Consider the following 25,824-nt stretch of genomic DNA (forward strand, 5'->3'; position numbering starts at 1 on the left):
ACAAATTTTTCGTATATTTTTCACGCATCACGCTGTTTTATTCTTCATTAGACTTAAGTCGATCTGAGCTTTTCTTTCACAAAAAACAGCATTTTTTACGCCAATTTTCGAATAATTTACCGATTAAATTGATCGGATTTAGACATCTTAAATCATATGTAAATATGACTTTTCACGTTCTAATGATACTTTTTCCTAAAATATCAATGAAAGAAAAACCCATAAAAAAATCGCTTATATTTTATTCATAATTTCTTTCATCAAATACCTCAAAAATCGTTTTTATTGTTGATGAATTTAGCTCTAAAAATGATGGATTTAACCGTGTGTTAAACACAAAACTACACCTATTTATTTCATCCATTTTTTACACAAGCCTTAGTAGTTATGGCATAATCAGATAAATTTCATGATTTTATTGTCGGTATTTATTTTATGAATCTGGAGCGGGTCGACCTCAATCTATTAATTTATCTTGATGTACTTCTACGTGAAAAAAATGTGACTCGAGCAGCTGAACAATTGGGCGTTACCCAACCAGCAATGAGTAATATTTTGCGACGACTACGTAATTTATTTAACGACCCTTTACTGATTCGTTCTTCTGAAGGCATGACACCAACAGAACGTGCGCTTGAATTACAACCGCGTATTCGTGATGCTCTTTCTGACCTTTCAATGATTTTGGAACCACGTACTGAGTTTCGACCTTATACATCGAACCGCGTATTCCGTATCATGACCTCTGACTATGCTGAAGCAACATTGGTGCCACGCTTAGTCAAAGCACTACGCTCCGAAGCTCCAAATGTTGTTCTCGACTTTTTAACGCCGAGTGACGTGTCTTACCGCGACATGGAACAAGGTAAAGTTGATTTAGCCATTAACCGCTTCAATGAAATTCCACAAAGTTTCCACCAAGTTTTGGTTTGGCGTGATAGTTTTTCATGCCTACTCAACAGCAAACACCCTGCTGCCAGTAACCTGAACCTAAAAAGCTATTTAGATGCTCAACATATTTGGGTCTCTAAAACAGGTATGGGTGTTGGTTTTGGTGTCAATCCTGAAAAACAAGCAGGTTTAGGTTGGATTGATCAAGCTTTAGAACGTATTGGCCAAAAGCGTAAAATTTCTGTATTTACGCGTCATTATCAAATGCCTGGTTTACTCGCTGCCAATGTAGATCTTGTTGCAACACTCCCGACTCGTATTGCACGCCTACAAGCAAAAAGCCAGCAATTGTTGCTTCGTGATCCGCCTTTTTACATTCCAGAATTTGAATTAAAAATGGCATGGTGTCCTTTACTACATCATCATCCTGCACATCGTTGGTTACGTCAGCTTATTCTTTATGTGGCACGCCAAATGATTGAAGAAGAAAACCGTGAATACTTAATGAATAATTCTCAGTTTTCTCAGTATCAGTAATTAATTCTTTAATTCCTTATTTTTTCAAGCGTATACTGTCATTATATAGGTAGTAGTTAAGACTACTACCTTGCCCTTTTTTGTGTTAGAAATACAGAAAAATAGAATGAATCACAAACAGGTGTATTCGTGAGCCTTTTCCAAAATATTGTCATTATTATTCTCCTGATCATTGGAGCAGGATTTTTATCCTTAACTGAAATTGCCTTGGCAGGGGCACGTAAAGTTAAATTAAAAATTCTTGCTGAATCGGGTGATACCCGTGCACAACGTGTTTTAGACCTCCAAGCCAACTCTGCTGATTTCTTTGCAGCATCGCAAATTGGTTTAAATGCCGTTGCAATTCTTGGTGGTATTTTGGGTGAAGGGGCTTTTCGTCCATACTTTCTCGCATTGGTAAATCGCTTCTATCAAGGTCCTTGGACTGAAACGATTGGCTTTACTCTTTCATTTACATTAGTCACTTCACTCTTTATTTTATTTGCCGACCTGATGCCTAAGCGCTTGGCAATGATTGCACCAGAAAAAATTGCTGTCGCTGTGATTGACCCGATTCAGATCTTTATCAAGATTTGTAAGCCTATGGCGTGGGTCATCAATGCGATTGCAAACTTGCTCTTCCGCCTCTTTAAGGTCAATACCACACGCGACGATAACATTACGTTTGATGATATTTCAGCGGTGATGGATGCAGGTGCACAAGCAGGTGTTTTACAAAAGCAAGAACATCACTTTATTGAAAATGTATTTGAACTCGAAGAACGTAATGTTCCTTCCAGTATGACCACACGTGAAAATGTAGTGTATTTCACTTTAAAAGAATCCGAAGCCAGTATTCGTCAGAAATTAGCCGAGTATCCTTATTCTAAGTTCTTGGTCTGTAGTGAAAATATTGACGATGTGATTGGTTATGTCGACGCTAAAGATATTTTGGTACGGATTTTAAATAATCAGTCCCTATTGCAGTTGAATGAAAATACCATTCGTAACGTACTCACCATTCCTGACACTCTGACGCTTTCTGAATTGCTCGACCGCTTTCGTTCAACTAAAGAAAAATTTGCTGTGGTTATTAACGAATATGCTTTAGTGGTTGGTGTGATCACCCTGTCTGACATTATGATTACTGTGATGGGTGATTGGGTAACACCGATCGAAGCCGACCAGCAAATTATTAAACGTGATGCCGATTCATGGCTCATCGACGGCAGTACGCCAATCGAGGACCTTAAACATGCTTTAGCGTTGGATGAAATGCCTGATGAGGAAAATTATGAAACCCTAGCAGGTTTCATGATGTTCAAATTACGTAAAATCCCTCGTCCTGCTGACTTTGTCACTTTTAATGGCTATAAGTTCGAAGTCGTGGATGTTGATCACTTTAAAATTGACCAATTATTGGTAACACGTTTACAAGAAGCCTCGCCTGAAGAAAAGACTGAAGAAGAATCGGAATAATTCCATTCTTCTCACTACATTAAAATTTATAATAAAAAAATAGAGTCAAAACATGAATATATCTGCGCTACTCGGCTGTTTAAGTTTTTATTCAGCCTTATATTTAATCTATTTCTTTTTTGCTGAACAAAAAAATCCTTTATTGTTACTGGCAGCAGTCGCTTTACTCATTCTAACTGTCTATATCGTTCCTAATCCTCAGCATGAGCGTCGGCGTAGGAGTTTTAATGATACGCTAAACTTTGAAACCTATTTTACATGGCCGTTATGGACCTATTGGCGTATGTTTATCTACCCAGTTCGCTGGCTCCTTTCTTATTTTTACCGCGATTAAAAAAAAGCACCATTCGGTGCTTTTTTATTGATGATTTTAATGTTTTGAAATTAAGGCATCTAACACTGCTTCATAATGAATACGGATGTCATCTTCTAAAATTTTGTAAACATTATCAAACTGAACCATTGGCCAACCTTCTTTCCAAAATGGGAAAATATTATGCAGATCATGCGTAACAGTTGCATCTTCACGCGTAATCGCTTGTGAAACTTGAGCCAACACTTGTGCCGTTTCAGCACCATCAATTGCAAGATAATCAATTCCGCGTACTTTAAGAATACGAATACGGTCTTTTTTATAACGAATTTTTTTACTCTGACCTTCATTCAAACCTAAAGCCAAAGTGACTGCTTCTACAAATTTTTCTTCAAATGCATGATTTAAGCAGACTAAGGCTTGTTTATGCGATTCTTGACGACCTGCTTTTCCCCCGCTACGAATCACTTCTTGTGCTTCTGTATTTAATTCATCAGATTTCATTGACTGAAGAATGTCTAAAATTTCGATATCGCTTAAATCTGCAGGAGATTGATCAGTCATAAACTGCCTATAAATGGGGAATAATTTAGTCATATATTTTCGCATAAATGCGAGACGAAAACTGCTATTGCTTCATCAGAATTATATAAAGCATGGCTAATGATCAGATTTCCAACATTATTTTTTAAATTTTTTCTGCCATTTTGGTTCAAATCCACTATATTACGTTGACGCTCAAATACACTGATCAGCATATGGCTCAAAATAAACAGGCTGCGCTTTATCTTCAACAGTTAAAACAGCAATATCCTGCTGCTTTTAAACGCAATTATCTATTCTATAGCCAACTCAAAACCAAAGGCATCTTAGATGAATTAAAAGAGCTATTGCCATGGATATTAGCAGCGATGATCTTTGTATCGTTCAGTATGATGATTGGTCAGGCAATTGAAACTTACTTTCCCAATATGAGTGACTTTCGGGCACATGGTATTGCTGTATTAAGCATCATGCTTTTTTTTATGTTAATTGTTCCCCTCGTGATCAAACAAATTAAACATAGTTCGATCTCACTGTATCAAAGCTTAAAGAACACCCCTTTTAAATTAGCCATTGTTATTCTCTTACAACTTCTGAACATTGCATTTTTACAAAGTACCTTTGTGCAATCGGTATTATTTTTCTTCGCTTTAAGCTTTGGTTTTGTTCGTTTCTATAAAGAAAATTTATTTAAAAGCGATAGTAACAGTGAGCAGTATTATTTTTTACAGGAAACGCGACGGATCTGTTATTGGTCATATAAACAAATGCTAAAAGCCAAACTTCAGCTTAAAGTTTGCAACGCACATAGTCTCGAATATAAGTCTCTTTCTGAACAATTGACGCATTTTCAAAATTTACATATTCAAATGCTCAACCAAGAGCATCAATTATGTAAAAAATTAAAGCATCACAATATTGAAAATTACCTCGATGAGTTACTCTAAGACGCTTTTTAATTTTAATTTCTTTAATTTTAATGACTGCAATTATTTCTTAAGTTCTGTTCTAAGTCATCAAATGATCTAAATCTTAAACATATACGCATGAATTGATTGAAATTAAAACAAATACAATCAAATAGACTTGCCAAGTTTCAAACTGTCCTCTATTATTGCGCTCATGCCCGAGTGGTGAAATCGGTAGACACAGGGGATTTAAAATCCCCCGCCCACAAAGCGTGCCAGTTCGAGTCTGGCCTCGGGCACCATTCTTATTTTATGTAAGATGGTGTATAAAAGAACCCAGCAATTTGCTGGTTTTTTTATGCCTAAAATTTAATAAATATACCGTCTATACATGTCAGAATTTCCTAAATTTGATTTACAGCATATACAGCTCAAACATCCTGAAGCTTTTTTTCAGCGCTTAAACTATAGTTTTTTTAAAGTTACAGGCCTAAGCCCAACGACCAGTTTACTTCTACAAAGTATGCTTGCGATCTGTCTGTATGCACTGTTTTGCACTTTACTGGGTATTTTACTGTCTCATTTTATTGCACTCTCAACTCCTACACATATTATTGATGCAGGTATTTTAGCCAGTATTCCTCTTATCTATCTTTTCGTTATATTTGCCTATTATCAAGCGAAATATAGTGCGCAAAGCCTAACCAAGCGTTTACAGTATTTGTTATATCTTTTATTAGGGCTAAGTTTTGTACTCGCATGGAATCTAAAATTCTATGTTTCAGATCTAATCAATTTTACTTGTCTATTTATTCTGTATATCAGCATGTTTTGCATCTTGTTCACGGAAGGCCTATTTAAATTAGATAGCCGTGCTGTAGATCGTGTACGCCTTCAAAAAATTCGGCAATTATCTTATTGGGCATTAAAACAATCTCAGAAAAAAGCATTAGATGCGCAGCAAGCCTACTATTTTAATCAATTGCATTTGCAAGCAATGCAAGAAGAACAAAAACTGGTTCAACGAATACGCTATAACTCAGTTTCAGATTTTTTTCAGTCAGAAGAATAACCATGCCAAATGAAAGTTCAAGCATAAAAAAGCCCTGAATCATCAGGGCTTTAAGTATTAGAATTTACCACTCGCGATTTGCGACCAATTCTTCCATTTCTATATCCATATAACCTTCATCTTGCAAAATCATCATCATTGCTTCAGCAATATAATCGGCAGCAGTGTCATCCAGTGATGAATCAAGGTCCTCAAATTGAGGCTTCATCTTATTCAGTAGAGCTACAGTTTCATTAGCAAAATGATAGATATCAGTTGTGCTTAAGTCCGTTTTCGCGACTTTTTTTGCAAACTGAATGACCATCAACTTTACCTCTGCAACCAAAATATCTGGGTAATATTCATCATCAAACATTGGTAGCAGTAAATCTGCAAACATACGAAACTCTACAACATAATTAATTTGGTTCGCCTATATAACACAAACACAACAATTCGCCAAATTTATCACGATCACATTACCTTTTTTATAGCTAATGCCTAGGGTTGAATAAAATTCAGCAATGCAAAGCTGGATACGACAAAACTATGTTTGAAACTAATTTCAAAGATTTCAATAAATATGATTCCATAACATATTTAGGCGAGTTGCATCGCTTTCCAAACTTTGATGGCATCGGACATTGCTTTCACATCATGTGCACGCACCATGCTTGCACCTTGCTGAATACTAAACATATGAGCTGCGACAGAACCTACTGCACGGTTTTTTGCATCTACACCATCCAAAGCTTCACCAATAAAACGCTTCCGCGACAAAGCTGAGAGAATTGGATAGCCCATGCGATTTAGCTGGTGAAATTGCTGTAAAAGTTTGAAATTTTGCTGTGCATTTTTGGCAAAACCAAAACCAGGATCAATCATAATATTTTCACTACGCACACCTGCATCAAGAGCATCATCTATTCGTGCCTGTAGCTCTGTGATCACATCTTCGACCACATCATCATACTGATCTAAATTGTTCATGGTGGTTGGTTCACCGCGCATATGCATAATGATAATGGGTATGTCTAACTCAGCAGCAGTTTCTAACGCTTTAGGCTTGGTGAGTGCTCTCACATCATTCCAAATATGTGCACCCGCCTTTACAGCCGCCCAAATGACTTCTGGCTGCGAGGTATCAATAGAAATCACTACATCATGTTCAGCGAGCGCCTTAACCACTGGCACCACACGACGAATTTCTTCTTCTACACTGACCGCCGTAGCACCTGGACGTGTAGATTCCCCACCGACATCAATTACAGTTGCTCCATCTGCGATCATTTGTAATGCATGTTTTACAGCTTGGTCTTTACCGTTGTGTTGACCACCATCACTAAATGAATCTGGGGTCACATTTAAAATTCCCATAATCTGAGGCTGTGACAAATCAAGCTGTATCTGTCCACAGTTAAGAATCTTATTGGGTAAAGCCATTAATTTCATATCAACACGTCCTGCATTACATCCACACTATCTTAACCGTTCATACAAATTTTTAATTATTGAATTCAGCAAAATTTCCAATACACATAAAAAACCACCCGAAGGTGGTTTTAAAGTTCTTAAGCTTTAGGTAACGATGGTAATGGTGGTGGAACATCAGGACCATCAGTTGGTGTAACATCGATTACTGGATTTTCAGCAATGTACACTTTTGGAGGTTGAGGTTCACGACCTTCCATAATGTCGCGAATTTGATCACGATCAATAGTTTCCCATTCAAGCAACGCTTTTACCATGGCATGTGCGATGTCTTTGTTATTTTCAAGAATATCGCGAGCAACTTTATACTGCTCATCTAAAATACGGCGAACTTCACGATCAACTTCAAGCTGAGTTGTTTCAGAAATCACGCGACTTCCTAATCCACCCATGAATGATTGCTGTTGATCATCTTCGTAAACCATTACGCCCATTTTGTCGGACATACCGTATTTAGTCACCATGGCACGTGCCATTTTAGTTGCACGTTCAAAGTCGTTTGAAGCACCCGTTGACATTTGGTTAATGAACACTTCTTCAGCGATACGACCACCAAACAAGATCGAAAGTTCATTCAACATTTTGTCTTTATAATGGCTAGTTTGGTCGTGTTCAGGCAACTGCCATGTCACACCCAACGCCCAACCACGTGGCATAATCGTAACTTTATGCACTGGATCTGTGCCCGGCAAGATTTCAGCAACGATCGCATGACCCGCTTCATGGTAAGCTGTAGCACGACGTTCTTCTTCACGAATCACCATCGATTTACGTTCAGGACCCATATACAACTTGTCTTTAGCATCTTCAAAATCATGCATATCGACAGTGTTTTTGTTACGACGTGCAGCAAACAATGCCGCTTCGTTTACAAGGTTCGCCAATTGTGCACCAGAGAAGCCCGGTGTACCACGCGCCAATACTTTTACATCAACACCTGTCACTGAAGGTAATTTTTTCAAATGCACATTCAGAATTTGCTCACGGCCTTTAATGTCTGGTAATGAAACCATTACTTGACGGTCAAAACGACCTGGACGAAGTAACGCTTTATCTAATACGTCAGCACGGTTTGTTGCCGCAATAACGATAATCCCTTCATTGCCTTCAAAACCATCCATTTCAACCAACATTTGGTTTAATGTTTGCTCACGCTCATCATTACCACCACCAGTACCTGAACCACGATGGCGACCTACAGCATCAATCTCGTCAATGAAGATGATACATGGTGCATGACGTTTTGCTTGTTCAAACATGTCACGGACACGAGACGCACCCACACCCACGAACATTTCAACAAAGTCAGAACCAGAAATACTAAAGAATGGAACTTTCGCTTCACCAGCAATGGCTTTCGCAAGTAAAGTTTTACCTGTACCTGGAGGACCAACCATTAACACGCCTTTCGGAATGCTAGCACCAAGTCGTTTGAACTTAGATGGATCTTTTAAGAAATCTACAATTTCAACGACTTCTTGTTTTGCTTCATCGCAGCCCGCAACATCTGTAAATGTTACTTTGATTTGGTCTTCAGACAGCATTTTTGCTTTTGACTTACCAAAACTCATTGGGCCGTTCTTACCACCAGCTCCACCACCCATGTTACGCATAAAGAACATGAATAACAGAATGATTAAAAGAACAGGGAAACTTGCAATCAGAAGTTGCATCAAAATACTTTGACGTTGCGGTGCAGTACCTTCAACAACAACATTGTTCTTGATCAGGTTCGGCATAAGTTCAGGATCTTGAACCGCAGGACGGATACTCTCAAACTCAGAACCGTTTGATTTTTCGCCACGAATTCTTTCGCCATCAATGGTGACTTGTTTAATCTGACCCGCATTTACGGCTGCCACGAACTCAGAATAGTTCATCGCGGTCGGTTGATTGCGGTCACTGACGTTGCTGAAGATTAAAACCAGCACGCCTAGGATAACCAGCCACAACACGGCATTCTTAAAAAGATCGCTCAAAGCTTTATTCCCATTTCTATCTAATTCGTTCATTCCCACTAGGTGGGTGACTCTAATACTTACGCTGCAGAGTAGCTTCGCAATAAATTAAAAACGTACAAAATGCACAATTTTTAACGAGTTGGCAAGTAAACTTTACTTGAAAGCTTTCTTACGTCCCTGCCCAATCAAAAACACTTCTTTTGAACGAGCACGTGAAGCCGCCGGTTTTGCTGTTTTTAGTACATCAAATGTATCTACAACCTGCTTACGGTACTCATCAAATCCAATACCTTGGAACACTTTCACAACAAACTGGCCATTTGGTCCTAAAACCTTTTGAGCAAAGTCGATTGCCAATTCACAAAGATAGATTTGACGTGGTTGATCTACAGCCTTATTACCTGATGTATTGGGGGCCATATCTGAAATTACAACGTCTACAGTCCTTCCATCTAAAATATTTAACAATTTATCGAACACTTCTTGTTCACGAAAGTCACCTTGCAAGAAGGTTACATCGGGTAAAGCGTCCATTGGTAAAATATCAGATGCAATGACCAAACCTTTATCGCCTACGAGCTTACCAGCGATTTGTGACCAACTTCCAGGTGCTGCCCCTAAGTCAACCACAGTCATACCAGGTTTAATCAATTTGTATTTTTCTTGAATTTCAAGAAGTTTATAAGCAGCACGCGCACGATATCCTTCCTTTTGTGCTTTTTTCACAAAGGGGTCATCAAGATGCTCACGCATCCAGTCACGACTACTTTTGGATAATTTCTGATTGGTAATGCGGGTAGCCATAACTCTCTAAATAAAAATAACTTCTCAATCCTGATTGTACGTTAAATTACATCCATTTGCAGTAGACATGTGTATCTAAAAAGCATCTTAAATCATGTTTTTTTCAATTATCTTCATCGAGAAAATTCGGATTAATTACAGCGCTTCAACTTTGCTTTTGCTATACTAGGTCGTTTTTAAAATTAGGTTATATTTATGGCGGCTTTATCTATTCAAGAGCGTAAACGCTTACGTCAAATTGGTCACACTTTAAACCCAGTAGTTATGGTTGGTGATAAAGGCTTATCTGAAAGCGTTGTTGAAGAATTAAACCGTGCGTTAAACGACCATGAACTGATCAAAGTTAAAGTGGTTGCTGAAGATCGCGAAGCTCGTGCAGCACTTATTACAGAAATTGCGACAACATCTGAATCAGAAGTGGTGCAAACCATTGGTAAAATTGCATTGCTTTACAGAAAAGCTGCGAAACAAAATGCAAAATTATCAAATCTTGTTCGTTACGCTCATTTATCTAACTAAGCGTACGCATGGCAAGTTTCGAACTGAGTGCTTTTGATCGCCGCTTTCAAGCCATTTCATTGGTTGGCGCGATTGAACAACAAAGCCCATATACATTAAATGTGGGTTTTTGGATAAGAGATCCCAATCAATTGATTCAGTGGCCCGAATTGGTCTCTGCGCATCCTCGTGTAGATTTTTTATGGGAACAAACCTGTCTTGAAGTTTTCATTGGTGTGCGTGATGAGGACTTTTATCGTGAAGTAAACCTCTCCCCTTCACAAGCATGGCAGGCTTACCAATTTGAAGAATATCGCTATCCAGAAGATATGCCGCCACAAGCTGCTTACGATATTAAACTGAACCAGTTGAAACGGACGCACTATGGTATCAATGTTAGTCTCGATCTGACTGAATTTATGTTGAAACATAAATTAAAATGGGAAGACCTGTTTATTGGTTTGACTGCTGTACTGAAAACGCCACAAGGTGAACAGTACTATGCCATGCAACACAGTAGCCCAAATGCTGATTTCCATAACAAGCGTGATTGGCTACATACGTTCTAATCATGATCTAAAGCAAAAGGTTCAACCTTTTGCTTTATTTTTTTGCACGCGTTACTGAACTTACCCTTGAATAAAAAGGTAAAAACAAATTACTAATTAAAATAATAATACATGCTGCTCATTGCTCAAAAACCCACAGACAAAGTCTGACATAAACACAGTACAGAATCGACCTAACCATGTATCAAATAAAAAGAACATCGCTATGGTCCAAAACATAGTAATTCCACCCAGTCTTTCCATTTATATTTCTCTTTATGTATTGTTTTTATTTTTTAAAAAATGAGCAAATGTTGCTTTCGCTAATAAAACTGATTTTCATGCTTTCATTGAATATAAAATCAGTTATAGGAATAACATAAAAAAACATAAAAAAACATAAAAAAATGAGGATATTGCATCCTCACCTTTTTGACTATTAATTAAGCTAAAATAGAAAAGCTTACATAGAGCGATATCAATTAGCTCTTAAGATCAGTTGTTTTATCCGTAATGTCAGCTTTAACAGGAACCACTTTTTTCCACGCTTCTAAGGTATGTTCTTTAGAGCGTTTAAAGGTTTCGCTTAGTTGTTCTTTATGCTTGCCTGAAATTTGTGTTACATCTTCTTTCAGTTCTTTGCCAAGCTTAGAGAGATCCTCAATGACGTTATTGAATTCAGTTTTTACAAATTCTTTCAACTCACCTAAATCTTTCTGCGAATTACCAAACTGCGCTTTGATTTGATCCAATTTTTGCAATACATCTTGCTTCAACTGTCGCAGCTGATCTTGCACACTGGCATTCAATTGTTTTGCTTCTGCTTCGAGCTTATCTTTGCTTTCTGACACTGCTTCTGTTGCCTGAGTCGTTGCTTCTTTTGCAACTTGTTCAAGCTTTTCAGCACCTTCGACAACGACTTCTTTCAGGGTAGATTTAGTCGCCGCTTGTTTTTGTTGTGTAGCCATGACTGTATACCTATAGTTTTTGGATGACAGCCACTACCTTAGCCTGATTTGATAAATTTTAATTTATGATTTGTCTGACAATAATTAAATGCTTACATTTTTTAACGCAAAAGCAAAACCAAACTTTGCGCTGAAATGCAAGTGCTTTATCTGCGATATTAACAATTATTACGATGGACTTTTAAAGGTTTTCTGCGTATAATGCCGTGTTAAGTTCAAGCGAGCAGACATAGGGAGGGTAGGTTTTAAAGCAGCCTTCCTTTTTTTTCGTCTACTCGCTTTTTTACAGCCTAAATTTCAGGAGCTTTGGTTTGAGCACCCCAGCAATTTTAGCCCTTGCCGATGGTACTATTTTTAAAGGTACTTCAATTGGCGCATCGGGTAGTACGACTGGTGAAGTCGTTTTCAACACTGCCATGACTGGCTATCAAGAAATTTTGACTGACCCTAGTTATGCACAACAACTTGTGACCCTAACTTACCCACATATTGGTAATACAGGTTGTAATGATGAAGACGCTGAGTCAGGTCGAATTCATAAGGTATGGGCAAACGGATTGATCATTCGTGACCTACCTTTATTGCATAGCAACTTCCGTGCTGAGCAATCACTTGGTGATTACCTTGAACAACACAATGTTGTTGCTATTGCAGATATTGATACTCGTAAATTAACGCGTATTCTGCGATCAAAAGGTGCGCAAAACGGCTGCATCCTTGCAGGCGAAAACATCACAGAAGAAGAAGCTCTAGCTAAAGCGCGCGCATTCGGCGGTTTGAATGGTTTAGATCTTGCGAAAGAATGCTGTGACCCTGAAGGTTATGAGTGGACTGAAGGCTCTTGGGCTCTTGGTAAAGGTTTCTCTCAACCAGAACTTAAATTCCATGTTGTTGCATACGATTACGGTGTCAAAACCAACATCTTACGTATGCTCGCAGACCGCGGTTGTAAATTAACTGTAGTACCTGCACAAACTCCTGCTGCTGACGTGCTTGCACTTAATCCAGATGGCGTGTTCCTTTCGAACGGCGCCGGCGATCCAGCTGCATGTGACTACGCAATTAAAGCTGTAAAAACAATTGTAGAAACCACAGAGATTCCGGTATTTGGTATTTGTTTAGGTCACCAAATTCTTGCACTTGCATCAGGTGCAAAAACTATGAAAATGCCTCATGGTCACCATGGTGCCAACCATCCTGTACAAAATCTTGAAGATGGTACAGTGATGATTACTTCTCAAAACCACGGCTTCGCAGTAGATACAGACACGCTACCAGCTAACTTGAAAGCTACGCACAAATCATTGTTCGATCAAACCTTACAAGGTATGCATCGCACTGATAAACCGGCGTTCAGTTTCCAAGGTCACCCAGAAGCAAGCCCTGGTCCACATGACTGCGCACCATTGTTCGATCATTTCATCGAACTTATCGAAGCATCTAAGAAGTAATTAAGGAAGCATCATGGCTAAACGTACAGACATTAAAAGCATCTTAATTATTGGTGCTGGTCCGATTGTGATCGGTCAGGCATGTGAGTTTGACTACTCAGGTGCTCAAGCATGTAAAGCCCTTCGTGAAGAAGGCTACCGCGTTATTTTGGTGAACTCTAACCCAGCGACCATTATGACTGACCCTGCTATGGCAGACGCAACGTACATCGAGCCGATTACTTGGCAAACTGTAGCTGCAATCATTGAGAAAGAACGCCCAGACGCAGTTCTTCCTACAATGGGTGGTCAAACAGCATTGAACTGTGCGCTTGCACTTGATGCCAACGGTATTTTAGAAAAATACAATGTTGAATTGATTGGCGCGACGAAAGAAGCAATCGAAAAAGCGGAAGACCGTAAACTTTTCGATATCGCAATGCGTAAAATCGGTTTGGAATGCCCTCGTGCTGATGTTGCAGAAAGCATGGAACACGCACTTGAAATTCAAGCACGTTTTGGCTTCCCTGTGATTATCCGTCCATCATTCACGATGGGTGGTTCAGGTGGTGGTATTGCTTACAACCGCGAGGAATTCATTGAAATCTGTGAACGCGGTTTCGATCTTTCTCCAACCAAACAATTATTGATCGATGAATCTTTAATTGGTTGGAAAGAGTACGAAATGGAAGTTGTTCGTGACAAAAACGACAACTGTATCATTGTATGTACCATTGAAAACTTTGACCCAATGGGCGTGCACACTGGTGACTCAATCACTGTTGCTCCTGCGCAAACATTGACAGACAAAGAATTCCAGCTTTTACGTAATGCATCTTTAGCTGTACTTCGTGAAATTGGTGTTGAAACTGGCGGTTCTAACGTTCAGTTCGGTATTAACCCGAAAGACGGCCGTATGGTTGTGATCGAGATGAACCCACGTGTTTCTCGTTCATCTGCACTTGCATCTAAAGCAACAGGTTTCCCAATTGCGAAAATCGCTGCGAAATTAGCTGTTGGTTATACCCTTGATGAGTTGAAAAACGACATCACTGGCGGTACAACACCTGCATCTTTCGAACCAGCAATTGACTATGTTGTAACGAAGATTCCTCGTTTTAACTTCGAGAAATTCCCGCAAGCTGACGCAACTTTAACGACTCAGATGAAATCTGTGGGTGAAGTGATGGCTATTGGCCGTAACTTCCAAGAGTCTGTACAAAAAGCACTTCGTGGTCTTGAAGTTGGCGCATGCGGTTTTGATGAAAAAATCGCTGTGGGCACTGAAGGCGCACGTGAGAAAATTCTTGTTGAATTGAAAGTTCCAGGTCCAGAGCGTATTTGGTACGTGGGCGATGCATTCCGTCACGGCTTTACTTTAGATGAAGTATTTGCTGCGACTAACATCGACCGTTGGTTCTTAATTCAAATCGAAGACATCATCAAAACTGAAAACCAAATCAAAACTTTAGGTTTTGGTGATTTGAATGCGGACAACATCCGTTCATTCAAACGTAAAGGTTTATCAGATCTTCGCATTGCGGGCTTGATGGGTATTTCACAAAAACAATTCCGTAAACACCGTTGGAACTTGGGCGTAACCCCTGTTTACAAACGCGTTGATACATGTGCTGCAGAGTTTGAATCTGATACAGCTTACATGTACTCAACTTACGATGAAGAATGTGAAGCGAATCCATCGAACCGTGACAAAATCATGGTGATTGGTGGCGGTCCTAACCGTATTGGTCAAGGTATCGAATTCGATTACTGCTGTGTACACGCTGCCCTTGCAATGCGTGATGACGGTTATGAAACCATCATGGTGAACTGTAACCCTGAAACAGTTTCTACAGATTACGACACTTCAGATCGTTTGTACTTCGAACCAATTACGCTTGAAGACGTACTTGAAATCGTGCGTATCGAGAAGCCTAAAGGCATTATCGTTCAGTACGGTGGTCAAACTCCGCTTAAATTGGCTCGTGCTTTGGAAGAAGCTGGTGCGCCAATTATCGGTACATCACCTGACGCGATTGACCGTGCAGAAGACCGTGAACGTTTCCAACAAATGATTCAACGTCTGCAACTTCGTCAACCAAACAACAGCATCGTAAAATCTGCTGAAGAAGGTATGGCAGAAGCGGCAAAAGTTGGCTACCCACTTGTAGTACGTCCTTCTTATGTACTTGGTGGTCGTGCGATGGAAATCGTATACAACGATGACGAATTGAAACGCTACCTACGTGATGCAGTTCAAGCATCGAACGAAGCACCTGTTCTTCTTGACCACTTCCTAGACGACGCGATTGAAGTTGACGTGGACTGCGTATCTGACGGTAAAGACGTTGTGATTGGCGGTATCATGCAGCACATCGAACAAGCAGGTATTCACTCAGGTGACTCTGCATGTTCTATTCCTCCTTACTCTTTATCTAAAGATGTTCAGGACGAAATGCGCCGTCAAACTGTCGCTATGGCAAAAGAGCTTGGCGTAATCGGTTTGATGAATGTACAGTTTGCGGTTAAAGGCACTGACGTATACATCTTAGAAGTGAACCCACGTGCATCACGTACAGTTCCGTTTGTTTCTAAATGCATCGGTGAGTCTTTAGCGAAAGTGGCTGCGCGTTGTATGGCGGGTCAATCTCTAGTGTCACAAGGTTTCACTTCAGAGATTATTCCTGAGCACTTCTCTGTGAAAGAAGCTGTGTTCCCATTCAACAAATTCCCTGGCGTTGACCCAATTCTTGGCCCTGAGATGAAATCTACAGGCGAAGTGATGGGCGTTGGTAAAACATTTGGTGAAGCGTTCTATAAAGCTGTACTTGGCTCAAATGACCGTTTACCAGGCCTACCAACAGAAGGCGAAGTGAAACACGCATTCTTATCTGTTCGTCATTCTGACAAGCCTCGTGCCGTGGGTATTGCGAAACAGTTAACTGACCTTGGCTTCAAAGTGATCGCTACTGGCGGTACTTATGATGTAATTAAAGAAGCAGGTATTGAATGTGAGCGTGTGAATAAAGTGACTGAAGGCCGTCCTAATATCGTGGACCGCTTGAAAAATGGCGAAGTTCAGCTCATTATCAATACAACTGAAGGCAAACAGGCTCAAGAAGATTCATTCTCGATCCGTCGCTCTGCGCTACAAGGTAAAGTGTATTACACAACTACCTTGAATGGTGCTGATGCAGTATGCCAAGCTTTAGCAATTAAATTGCCGATGGACGTATACCGTCTGCAAGACCTAACTAAAGGTTAATTAAGTTACAGATAAGACCCGCCACCTTATCGGTGGCGGGCTTTTTTATTTTCTAAACCTGTATTTTTACAAACCAATTTATGAGGGACAACAATGCAACGTTATCCTATGACTCCCGAAGGCAAGGTTGCCTTAGAGAAAGAATTACATCAATTAAAAAGTATTGACCGTCCGCGTATTACGGCTGCGATTGCAGAAGCACGTGAACATGGGGATTTGAAAGAAAACGCGGAATACCATGCTGCCCGTGAGCAACAAGGTTTCTGTGAAGGTCGTATCCAAGATATCGAAGGTAAATTGGGTGCTTGCCAAGTTGTTGATGTTGCTACACTTGAGCAAAATGGCCGTGTTGTATTTGGTGTCACTGTAACCATTGAAAACTTGGACACTGAAGAGCAAAAAACTTATAAAATCGTGGGCGATGACGAAGCAGACTTTAAGATCAACAAGATCTCTGTGAACTCTCCGATTGCTCGTGGCCTTTTAGGTAAAAACGAAGGCGACGAAGCAAAAATCACAACACCACAAGGTGAAGTTGAGTACGAAATTGTGAAAGTTGCATACATTTAATACACTAAGGGCTGATTAATCAGCCCTTTTTTTATTTTAATAATATGATAATTAAATCTTTTTTCAATACGACATTATTAACCATTTTACTACTTCCCTTGGCGATCTATTTCACCCTCGTAAAGGAAGGTATTCTCACTTTCAGCATCGGGCTATTTCTATGTTTTGTTTGTTATAGCATCTTTTTCTATAAACAAAATAAGAAAAATCCAGATGATTTGTCAGGCAGTATCATATCTTCTTTTGCCTTTGTTGCTCCAATTTTGTTCTTAGGAATATGGGCTCAAATGACATCACTAACCAGTCGAAATTTTGAAACATACTTAGAACAACATCAATGTGAAAGCACCAACAAAAGATATAAATATACGGTATCTAAATGTGAAAACAAGGTTTGTAAAAGTGTACCCGCCTCAGATATTGTGTATTACTGCGACTCCTCACAGGAAAGTATGTATGAAACTAAATATAAAAAACTTTATGGTCCTAAATATGGAATTTGGGATGATCAACTTGATTAACTAAAACTTATCGCTCATTTCACAAAAAAATTTAACTCACAATATAGTCCATCTCTTGCGTATCAAATCGCCATTGTTTAAATGCTTTTTTCTTTTAAAGTGTAAGAAAATAAAATTTTAAGTGGATATATTATGAAAGCAGGACGAGTCAGTCGAACAGCGCAAGCGGCGGCTGCCATACGTGCGAATCATTATTTATATGCAAATGATCCTGTCTTTGTAGACCCCTATGCATTTCACATGACAAGTGCTCTTTGGCGAAAAATACTTTCGAGTCGTAAATTCATAAAGGCGTTAAACTCCAGCATTCCCAATCAGACTTTTGGTTTACTTACTGCACAGGTTGTTGCGCGTTCTCGCTTTGCTGAAGACATGCTTGAACAAGCAATCAAAAATGGCTTACAGCAATATATTTTAGTTGGTGCGGGACTTGATTCCTTTGTTTTACGTTTGGCTGAAAAATACCACCAGATAAATTTTTTAGAGCTTGATCATCCTGATACTCAAACATTGAAAATTAAAACCCTAAAGCAATTAGGGCAAATTCCAAGCAATGTAGAATTTGTCAGCATTGATTTTGAAAAAGAAAACTTAATGACTGCTTTGCAACGCAGCACTTATCAACTTGAACAACCTGCATTTTTTTCATGGCTTGGAACAACGCATTATTTAAAGCCTGAAACCACAATTGCAACTTTAAAAACCATTTCTAACTTTGCAGCCAAAAGAAGTGAACTGGTTTTGGATTATTCTATTTCCTATCAGAATTTGAGAGGGATAGAGAGAATAGGTACATTCGCTGTGTCAAAATTCACGCAGTATTTAAGCGAGCCAATCATTGGGTCTTTTAACCCAACTAGATTGCATCATATCGTTTCAACATTGGGTTTTAGTGTCGTTGAAGATTTATCAGGTCATGACATTACAAAGCGTTATTTTACAAATCGTGCAGATGGTATTCGTCATACGCAAGCCACACACCTACTCCATCTAAAGATTACTTAGGCTTTTTCAAGTCGACATTTACAGTCAGTCAGATAAAATAGCGCAGTGCATCGTTAAACGAATTATGTTCTATGTCTGAAAAGTTGATTAATTCTCCTGTGAATCACTGGTGTGAATTTGAGTTCATCTCTAAAACGGTGAAGAACCCGAATATTCACATTAAGGGAAATTATTCTTATTATTCGGCATATTGGGATCAGGGCTTTGAACGTTGCGTCGTGCGTTATTTGCATGATAAACCTGCAACTTCAGAGAAACCGATTGATCAGCTCCATATTGGCAATTTCGTCTGTTTTGGCGCTGAGTGCGTGATTATGATGGGTGGCAACCAATTGCACCGTACAGACTGGATTTCCGCTTTTCCGTTTGATACACGCAGTTTCGTGCCTGCTGGTGACACAATCATTGGTGATGGCTGCTGGATTGGTTCACGCGCCATGATTATGCAAGGTGTAACGCTTGGCGAAGGTGCTGTGGTGGCTACAGGTGCAGTCGTCACCAAGGATGTGCCCCCATATGCTGTTGTTGGCGGTATACCTGCAAAAATTATTAAATACCGCTTTCCTGATGAAGATATAAAAAAACTGCTTTCCCTTAAGCTCTATGACTTAGATGAAAAGCAGTTTTTAAAAATGCGCGAAAAGTTGCAGACGGATGATTTGCAAGGATTATTAAATCATTTTAGAAACAAAAGTTAGATGCCCCGCTTAATATAATTTTCCCAATCCGAAGCAAATTCACTAGAGTGCGTAAAATTAATAATAGAGAAGTTTTCCAAACCTTCTCTCAGGTAATGCTCTTTTGTAGTTTTATCTTGTGATTTCTCTGAATCATTATAAGCAGCAATCACTTTATTTAATAATGGGTTATCAACTTTAAGTTCTCTGATCAAAATCAACTTGTACCACTCACTGTTTGTTATTTCATCATAACGACCACTCCATGTAGAAAGACCATGCTTACGTGCAAATACATAGACATCTCCTCTTAAATCATTGATTAATTTATCAGAGATTTTTTTCAAGAAGGTTTTAAAATTATTTTCTTTGATTGAGCCAATCAAAAACATTATTAAAATTAAATTCTTTGAATCACTTTCAGTTCGAAGTAACGCATATTGATTAATACGTTTTATTAATTCTCGACTATTTAATTTGAAATGCAATTGTAAATACAGTAAACAATAATAAAGTTCTGTTAGCTCATCTATTGACTTAAGTTCTCCAATTTTAAATAGCTGTTCTTTTATAATAAGTTCAAAGTTTTCACTATCTTTTGCATGCTTTAGTTCAATCGTAAAATCAATAAACTTTGTTAAATACTCCTCACCAAGACTTTCATCATAACCATAGTTATGGCATATCACTTTCGAAAATTGAGTTTTATCCATGACCAATATAAAAACAATTTTAGGAATATCAAAAAAATGTTTAATCCGCTCAATCAAACGTATAGCAAAATCAGGGCGACATCTATCCAATTCATCAATAATAAAGACTAAAGGCTTATCTAATTTTTCTGCTAATTCAGCAAGTTCTTTCTTAAAGTCATGAATAGTTTGCTTCTCAACTTGATGATTCTCTATTTTCTTTTCAATTTTCTCCTTAACTTTCGCAGCTATTTCCTCACTTGCTGTGTCATACAATTCTTTTCCTTCTTGATAGACCTCTTTAAAAGCTTCTCCAGCTCCGCCCAAGCCAATCCAATGCATCCCAGCTTTAGCCACAATCATTGGAATTACAGCAGCCAATGATATTAATACTGAAGCAGTCTTAGCATTAAAATCCTTAATTTCATCATCACCAATTTCTTCTGATTCTTTAAAAGTTTGACTTATTTCAGCGGCAATAGTTAAAAAAGGATCATCTAAATAATCATTAGCAAATGCATCCAAATAAATCACGTTATGCTGTGTATTATCTAAATGCTTTGCCCAATGACGTACAAACCACGTTTTACCTTCTCCCCAATGGGCATCCAAGGCAAGAACAGCTCCGCAATTTAAACGATCAACATAGCTTGTAAGTTGCTCTCCCAAGCGACGACGATCCCAAAGATCGCCCTCCCATGCAGTTTCAATATTTTCAAAATTATCTTTAGCCCAGTTTAATTGGTTATTCATCATTTCTATTTATATTCATCAAGTTAACTATTCATTGAGTATAGCAGTAGCTATATGAATTAACATTTAACACATGAGAATCTCGCAACTTGTCATAGCCTTTTCCCTAAATTCAGAATATAAAGAACTCACAAAATAAAAAGATCACTACTTTTCAGGATCAATGATGACGAGAACCACTAAATTCTCAGGCATATTTATACTTGCCCTACTTGCAGCCATTGTCGCAACATTTTGCGATGCAATACATGTTTACACCCAAACACTAAGCTATCCAGATCCAATATTTTTTAATCAAGCTTGGTGGGTCTTCCCTGGATTTTTTATTGCCTTTGCATTTATGGCGTTTAGCTATATTCAAGTGACTCAACTCCTTAAACACTATGTAATGACGCAGTTAAGCTGCCATCACGATGGCACAACTCCATTGGTTGAGGCTTTGGTGCTCTTTGCGATTGTCTACATACTAAGTGGCTTTGGTAACTTCCACCCAGAAGCATTGTGTTGGATTTTCTATATGAGTTTCTTTATCCGCTGGTGCTTTAGTTACGAACGTACTTGGTTGCTCATATTAGCCATCATGCTTGCGATAGGCGGTATGTTCTTTGAAGGACTATTAGCTGAATTTGGTTTAGTCAAATATCGCTATACAGAGATTTTTAATGTGCCGTATTGGTTAGGTGGTGTCTATATGCATGGTGCTTTTGCACTTCGAGCTGGCATGCGACGTTTTGTTTATCGTTAATTATTAAAATATAAAAAATTTAGACATAAAAAAAGACCACTCAAACGGAGTGGTCTTTTTTTGAATATGGTGGCTATGACGAGACTTGAACTTGTGACCCCCGCATTATGAGTGCGGTGCTCTAACCAACTGAGCTACATAGCCTTAAACTGTGCGCGCATTATGGAGTGATATTTAAATATCGTCAAGTCCATAATGCGCGTATTTGATCAAAATTTGTTGAAGTGAACCGATAAGCCGGGTTCTGTCGAGGACGATCATTCCTCTAGGCGTACAATCACTCATACGCTCAAGCGACCTACCCGGATCCAGCATGGGCCATGCCTAAAGGATCCCTATTTGGTCTTGCTTCCGGTGGGGTTTACCATGCCGTGAACTGTTACCAGACACGCGGTGCGCTCTTACCGCACCCTTTCACCCTTACCTCCGATTCTAATTGCTTAGAACCATAATGAAGGCGGTCTACTCTCTGCTGCACTTTCCGTCGGCTCACGCCGCCCAGGCGTTACCTGGCACCTTGCCCTATGAAGCCCGGACTTTCCTCCCCTGCTTTAGTCACGAAGACCTATACACAGCAGCGATCGTCTGGTTCACTTCGGAGCGCATTCTAACAAATTTAGCAATTAATTGCTTGATGTTTTTTGAGCAGTCAGTTTTTCGTACTTTTGCTGCAACTCTTCCTGAGTTTCAGCATGAGAAGGATCGAGTGGAATACAATCCACTGGACAAAAAAGCTGACACTGCGGTTTGTCGTGATGCCCTACACATTCGGTGCACAGGTCGGGGTTAATTTCATAAATCACCTCGCCCATAAAGATTGCCTCGTTAGGGCATACAGGTTCACAGACATCGCAGTTGATGCATTCATCAGTAATATATAAAGACACTCTACCAGCCTTGTTGTTGTTTCCGTTTAAAGGCTTCAACCACAGCTTGAGGAACAAACTGTGTCACATCACCATTTAAACGTGCAATTTCACGCACTAAAGTGGATGAAATAAAAGAATATTGCTCTGATGGGGTTAAGAACACTGCTTCAAATTTACTGTCCAAACGGCGATTCATATTTGCCAATTGAAATTCATATTCAAAATCTGAAACTGCACGTAGACCACGCAGTACTGCTGTAGCCTTCTGTTCATTAAAGAAGTTCACCAGCAACCCATCAAAACCTACAAACTCAACATTGGACAGATGACTTAATGACTTTTGTGCAAGTGCGACACGTTCTTCCAGACTAAACACTGGATTTTTGTGATGACCAATTGCAATTGCCACTACAACTTCATCAAACATACGTGATGCACGAGTGACTAAATCAATGTGACCATTGGTAATTGGATCGAATGTGCCCGGATAAATTACACGAGTTTTAGACATCCAGTTGTACTCTGTTATTTTGTAGATGGGTATTTTAGCAAAATCTTGATTTATAGGTGAAGTAACTCGAGTAATTTAAAGACTTCATCTCTCTAAAAGTTCGGGTACAATAGTCTTAAGTTTGGAAGTATCAGATTATGGCGAAAGCAAATATTGTAGTTAAAAAGAATAACGGCGGAACGATTGCACTGAACAAGCGTGCTCGTCATGATTATTTTATTGAAGAAAAATTTGAAGCTGGTCTGTCTTTACAAGGTTGGGAAGTCAAGTCGATGCGCGCAGGTCGCATGACGATTGTAGAAAGCTATATTACTTTCAAAAATGGCGAAGCTTTCCTCTTTGGCGCACAGGTTCAACCATTACTGAGTGCCTCAACGCATGTTGTACCTGAGGCAACACGTACACGTAAGCTTTTACTGAACCGCCGTGAAATTGAAAAACTCATGGGCGCGATTAACCAAAAAGGTTATTCATGTGTACCTTTAGCGTGTTATTGGAAAGGTCCGAACGCTAAGCTTGAAATTGCTTTGGTTAAAGGTAAGCAGTTACACGATAAACGTGCCACTGAAAAAGACCGTGACTGGCAGCGTGATAAAGCACGAATTATGCATAAATAATTTTGTGATTAGACCAATGCAAAATAAAAAACCTCCGAATTGGAGGTTTTTTCAATATATGTATTAACAAAACTTCAAACCACCAAAACAGTTAGTGCGAATTTCCTGATTGCCTAGTACCTGATTTTTTAGGGTTAAGTTTGCAGAACCTGCATTGCTTAAATTGATTGAGCCTACATTTTTATAAATCGGTAAACCAAAAGCAGCTCCGACAGCAGAACCCAAGGGAATATAAATCGCGTCATTTGTGAGGATTTGTGACACTTTTTGTGCCACTTGCGGCAAAACGCCTGAAATATCTACTTCTGATGTTGGATTTAATTTACCAATATTAATGGGGTCTTTGAATGACATCCACCAACCGGTTCGCGCAATATCATCAGGGTTGGCATCTGGCCAACTCAGATCTTGTGACTGCAATGATAAATACCCTGCTGTCCCATTCAACGGAATGTTATGAATCATATTTAAGGCTTGCTCAAAAGTAATATTCATTTTCAAACCATCTATAGATGAACCTGAATCCATATAGAACTGTGCACCTTGAACCCACAATAAATTACGGTCTAATTTGACTTGTAAGCTTCCGCTGTCCCGATTTAGCTGAATCGAAGGAACATTCGCCATGATATTTTTGGCGACCGCTTGGGTTTGACGTTTTCCATTAATTGTAATTTCGGGTACGGTAAATGGCACATTCATCGACGGAATGGTTAAACCTTTGCTATTTTCAGGTTGACTGACAAAGCTACGATCATTATTCCAAATGGTGTTAATGACCAAATTTCCCGATAAAATTTCACTACTGTCATTACCAAAAATTGCCGACTGGGTCTTCGCCGTACCTGTGGTTGGGGCAATTTTCATATAACCACTCAGTGATTTGATTCCATCTGTTGGATTTGCTAAGTTTTGCACACCTGCTGTTAACAACCCCGTAATAGACTCAGCACTAACACGAAATCCTTTTACTTCACGTAAGGCTGCTTGCTTTGGATTTTTAATTGCAAATTCAATAAATGGATTTTTAATTTCAGCACTGGTAGATGCACGATCACCATTAAACACAGGATTACCATTTGCATCAGTTGAACTGGCATTTCCGCTAAGTGCTAAATGACCAATATCAATATCACATCCACCTGTTCCATTCACACCACCACAGCCCAATTGCAAACTTTTGATATTTACATTCAGATCCATAATGGCATCTAAACTGAGCTTATAGAAACCAATGTTTTCATTGGTCATTTGCTGGTTGACTAAAACAGGATCGGTATAGGACATATTCATTAACGCCGCACCGTTGATTTTTGATAACTCTTGATCATCTAAACCAACCAATCCATCTGCAGCAAAAACAAAGGGGGATACACATAGGGTCAATGCCGTAGCGACCATTGTTTTTTTCATGATTGTTTAATCCATCTTAATTTTATTCACTCATCCCGAGTGATATTTGTGAGAAGATTAAATCAATCTGATTGGCGTAAATGAATGGCGCATTGTGACATGCGTCACAAGTTTGTTAAATAAAATGCCAATTTAGTTCATTTTCAGGCAAATAAAAACCTTAGAAAATTTTCATTCACTAAGGTTTTCAATCATTTATAAATGACTATTCAATCGATAAATTTACAAATTAATTAATTTTATTAAGCAATAATGCTAAATATTCACCGAACCAAATCGCAGTTTCTAAATCACCAGTCGGTGGAGTCACTTCAACGGGTGCATTGTCTGACTGGGTCATCAGTCCCAAGAAGCTCGACATACGGTTAAGATCAGTGCTACTACGCCCTGTTGGCATTAATGGCAACCCACTCCAGACCATCCCATGTTGCATGGCAAACAAATTTATTTGCTGCAAAACTGCCAATTTATCCCCACTCAAACCGCCGCCATTGGTAAAACCAGCAGCTAATTTACCCTGCCAAGTCCGCGCTAACCAACGTTTGGAAGATTGTTCCATAAACAACTTCATGGCTGCACTCATACTGCCCATGTAGGTTGGACAACCAAAAACAATCGCATCGGCATGATCAAGCACATCCCAATCGACATTTTCAACATTCATGAGATGAACGTTTGCGCCAGCTTTTTCCGCACCTTGGACAATATAATTTGCCACCTTGGCAGTGTGTCCATAGGGACTGTGATATACAACAGCGAGAGATTTAGCAGTCAAAGACATATCA

The 25,824-nt window shown here is 39.1% G+C and carries 25 protein-coding genes, 2 tRNA genes and 1 other RNA gene; 15 read left to right on the top strand and 13 right to left on the bottom strand.

All coding sequences use genetic code 11. The annotated features are described in order from the left end of the window. Positions 1–435 precede the first annotated feature (435 nt). The 3 genes from B9T33_RS13245 (at position 436) to B9T33_RS13255 (ending at position 3,220) form a co-directional block, all read left to right on the top strand. Entirely contained in the window at positions 436–1,428 is a 993-nt protein-coding gene (locus tag B9T33_RS13245) for a LysR family transcriptional regulator (protein WP_086179373.1), read from the top strand. Between the two features lie 129 nt (positions 1,429–1,557). Then, on the top strand, positions 1,558–2,886 hold the full coding sequence (locus tag B9T33_RS13250; RefSeq protein ID WP_086179374.1) for a hemolysin family protein: 1,329 nt from the start codon (positions 1,558–1,560) through the stop codon (positions 2,884–2,886). Between the two features lie 52 nt (positions 2,887–2,938). Beyond that, positions 2,939–3,220: a hypothetical protein gene (locus tag B9T33_RS13255; protein ID WP_086179375.1), complete on the top strand. Its 282-nt coding sequence runs from the start codon at positions 2,939–2,941 to the stop codon at positions 3,218–3,220. 36 nt (positions 3,221–3,256) lie between these two features. Here the strand turns inward: B9T33_RS13255 and B9T33_RS13260 are convergent, their stop codons facing one another. Continuing rightward, positions 3,257–3,763, bottom strand: a complete 507-nt coding sequence (locus B9T33_RS13260; RefSeq protein WP_086179376.1) for a hypothetical protein — start codon at positions 3,761–3,763, stop codon at positions 3,257–3,259. A gap of 194 nt (positions 3,764–3,957) precedes the next feature. Here B9T33_RS13260 and B9T33_RS13265 point away from each other — a divergent pair, with 194 nt between their 5' ends. The 3 genes from B9T33_RS13265 (at position 3,958) to B9T33_RS13275 (ending at position 5,722) form a co-directional block, all read left to right on the top strand. After that, positions 3,958–4,689 carry a hypothetical protein gene (locus tag B9T33_RS13265; RefSeq protein ID WP_086179377.1) on the top strand — a complete coding sequence of 244 codons (732 nt, stop codon included), beginning with the start codon at positions 3,958–3,960 and terminating at the stop codon, positions 4,687–4,689. A 177-nt stretch (positions 4,690–4,866) separates the two neighbouring features. Then, positions 4,867–4,952 (top strand) — tRNA-Leu (locus B9T33_RS13270). 89 nt (positions 4,953–5,041) lie between these two features. Then, complete coding sequence (locus B9T33_RS13275; RefSeq protein ID WP_086179378.1) at positions 5,042–5,722, top strand: hypothetical protein; 681 nt, start codon at positions 5,042–5,044, stop codon at positions 5,720–5,722. Between the two features lie 64 nt (positions 5,723–5,786). Here B9T33_RS13275 and B9T33_RS13280 read toward each other — a convergent pair whose 3' ends face one another. The 4 genes from B9T33_RS13280 to rlmE all read right to left on the bottom strand — a co-directional run bounded on the left by B9T33_RS13280 (position 5,787) and on the right by rlmE (position 9,957). Then, entirely contained in the window at positions 5,787–6,101 is a 315-nt protein-coding gene (locus B9T33_RS13280; protein WP_086179379.1) for a DUF5713 family protein, read from the bottom strand. 200 nt (positions 6,102–6,301) lie between these two features. Next, entirely contained in the window at positions 6,302–7,153 is an 852-nt protein-coding gene (folP, locus tag B9T33_RS13285) for a dihydropteroate synthase (RefSeq protein WP_086179380.1), read from the bottom strand. 119 nt (positions 7,154–7,272) lie between these two features. Beyond that, on the bottom strand, positions 7,273–9,171 hold the full coding sequence (ftsH, locus tag B9T33_RS13290; protein WP_086179407.1) for an ATP-dependent zinc metalloprotease FtsH: 1,899 nt from the start codon (positions 9,169–9,171) through the stop codon (positions 7,273–7,275). Between the two features lie 135 nt (positions 9,172–9,306). Beyond that, positions 9,307–9,957 (bottom strand): 23S rRNA (uridine(2552)-2'-O)-methyltransferase RlmE, encoded by a 651-nt coding sequence (gene rlmE, locus B9T33_RS13295; RefSeq protein WP_086179381.1) that lies wholly within the window; start codon positions 9,955–9,957, stop codon positions 9,307–9,309. 195 nt (positions 9,958–10,152) lie between these two features. Here rlmE and yhbY point away from each other — a divergent pair, with 195 nt between their 5' ends. Continuing rightward, positions 10,153–10,476: a ribosome assembly RNA-binding protein YhbY gene (gene yhbY, locus B9T33_RS13300; RefSeq protein WP_086179382.1), complete on the top strand. Its 324-nt coding sequence runs from the start codon at positions 10,153–10,155 to the stop codon at positions 10,474–10,476. 8 nt (positions 10,477–10,484) lie between these two features. Further along, entirely contained in the window at positions 10,485–11,024 is a 540-nt protein-coding gene (locus B9T33_RS13305; RefSeq protein ID WP_086179383.1) for a DOMON-like domain-containing protein, read from the top strand. Between the two features lie 461 nt (positions 11,025–11,485). Here the strand turns inward: B9T33_RS13305 and B9T33_RS13310 are convergent, their stop codons facing one another. Then, positions 11,486–11,971, bottom strand: coding sequence for a hypothetical protein (locus B9T33_RS13310; RefSeq protein WP_086179384.1), 486 nt, complete (start codon positions 11,969–11,971; stop codon positions 11,486–11,488). A 311-nt stretch (positions 11,972–12,282) separates the two neighbouring features. On the opposite strand from B9T33_RS13310, the gene carA reads away from it, so the two are divergent. The 5 genes from carA to B9T33_RS13340 all read left to right on the top strand — a co-directional run bounded on the left by carA (position 12,283) and on the right by B9T33_RS13340 (position 19,460). Then, positions 12,283–13,422 (top strand): glutamine-hydrolyzing carbamoyl-phosphate synthase small subunit, encoded by a 1,140-nt coding sequence (gene carA, locus B9T33_RS13315; protein ID WP_086179385.1) that lies wholly within the window; start codon positions 12,283–12,285, stop codon positions 13,420–13,422. Between the two features lie 13 nt (positions 13,423–13,435). Continuing rightward, positions 13,436–16,666 carry a carbamoyl-phosphate synthase large subunit gene (gene carB / locus B9T33_RS13320; protein WP_086179386.1) on the top strand — a complete coding sequence of 1,077 codons (3,231 nt, stop codon included), beginning with the start codon at positions 13,436–13,438 and terminating at the stop codon, positions 16,664–16,666. 93 nt (positions 16,667–16,759) lie between these two features. Continuing rightward, the gene (gene greA / locus B9T33_RS13325; RefSeq protein WP_086179387.1) at positions 16,760–17,236 is read left to right on the top strand and encodes a transcription elongation factor GreA; all 477 of its coding nucleotides are present in this window, start codon (positions 16,760–16,762) and stop codon (positions 17,234–17,236) included. Positions 17,237–17,889: 653 nt separating this feature from the next. After that, positions 17,890–18,762: a class I SAM-dependent methyltransferase gene (locus tag B9T33_RS13335; protein WP_086179389.1), complete on the top strand. Its 873-nt coding sequence runs from the start codon at positions 17,890–17,892 to the stop codon at positions 18,760–18,762. Between the two features lie 71 nt (positions 18,763–18,833). Further along, entirely contained in the window at positions 18,834–19,460 is a 627-nt protein-coding gene (locus B9T33_RS13340) for a CatB-related O-acetyltransferase (protein WP_086179390.1), read from the top strand. Here the strand turns inward: B9T33_RS13340 and B9T33_RS13345 are convergent. Further along, positions 19,457–20,887, bottom strand: a complete 1,431-nt coding sequence (locus B9T33_RS13345; RefSeq protein ID WP_322853488.1) for a KAP family P-loop NTPase fold protein — start codon at positions 20,885–20,887, stop codon at positions 19,457–19,459. The two genes, B9T33_RS13340 and B9T33_RS13345, sit on opposite strands and share 4 nt — an antisense overlap. A 163-nt stretch (positions 20,888–21,050) precedes the next feature. Between B9T33_RS13345 and B9T33_RS13350 the strand changes: the two genes are divergently transcribed. Beyond that, entirely contained in the window at positions 21,051–21,629 is a 579-nt protein-coding gene (locus tag B9T33_RS13350; RefSeq protein WP_086179391.1) for a hypothetical protein, read from the top strand. Positions 21,630–21,696: 67 nt separating this feature from the next. On the opposite strand, the gene B9T33_RS13355 is transcribed toward B9T33_RS13350, so the two are convergent. The 4 genes from B9T33_RS13355 to coaD all read right to left on the bottom strand — a co-directional run bounded on the left by B9T33_RS13355 (position 21,697) and on the right by coaD (position 23,009). Next, a tRNA-Met gene (locus tag B9T33_RS13355) sits at positions 21,697–21,773 on the bottom strand. A 73-nt stretch (positions 21,774–21,846) separates the two neighbouring features. Further along, positions 21,847–22,226, bottom strand: an RNA gene (gene rnpB, locus B9T33_RS13360) — RNase P RNA component class A. Positions 22,227–22,252: 26 nt separating this feature from the next. After that, positions 22,253–22,516, bottom strand: a complete 264-nt coding sequence (locus B9T33_RS13365) for a YfhL family 4Fe-4S dicluster ferredoxin (protein WP_086179392.1) — start codon at positions 22,514–22,516, stop codon at positions 22,253–22,255. A 1-nt stretch (position 22,517) separates the two neighbouring features. Beyond that, positions 22,518–23,009, bottom strand: coding sequence for a pantetheine-phosphate adenylyltransferase (coaD, locus tag B9T33_RS13370; protein ID WP_086179393.1), 492 nt, complete (start codon positions 23,007–23,009; stop codon positions 22,518–22,520). Positions 23,010–23,146: 137 nt separating this feature from the next. Here coaD and smpB point away from each other — a divergent pair, with 137 nt between their 5' ends. Further along, positions 23,147–23,626 (top strand): SsrA-binding protein SmpB, encoded by a 480-nt coding sequence (gene smpB, locus B9T33_RS13375; protein ID WP_086179394.1) that lies wholly within the window; start codon positions 23,147–23,149, stop codon positions 23,624–23,626. Between the two features lie 63 nt (positions 23,627–23,689). Here the strand turns inward: smpB and B9T33_RS13380 are convergent, their stop codons facing one another. Together B9T33_RS13380 and B9T33_RS13385 are read right to left on the bottom strand one after the other, a co-directional pair. Beyond that, positions 23,690–25,039, bottom strand: coding sequence for a hypothetical protein (locus B9T33_RS13380; protein ID WP_086179395.1), 1,350 nt, complete (start codon positions 25,037–25,039; stop codon positions 23,690–23,692). Between the two features lie 229 nt (positions 25,040–25,268). Then, a complete protein-coding gene (locus B9T33_RS13385) occupies positions 25,269–25,820 on the bottom strand; it encodes a flavodoxin family protein (RefSeq protein ID WP_086179396.1) in 552 nt (183 codons plus the stop codon). Positions 25,821–25,824: the final 4 nt, after the last annotated feature.

Source organism: Acinetobacter sp. ANC 5054 (assembly GCF_002135295.1).
In the GTDB taxonomy this organism is placed as follows: domain Bacteria; phylum Pseudomonadota; class Gammaproteobacteria; order Pseudomonadales; family Moraxellaceae; genus Acinetobacter.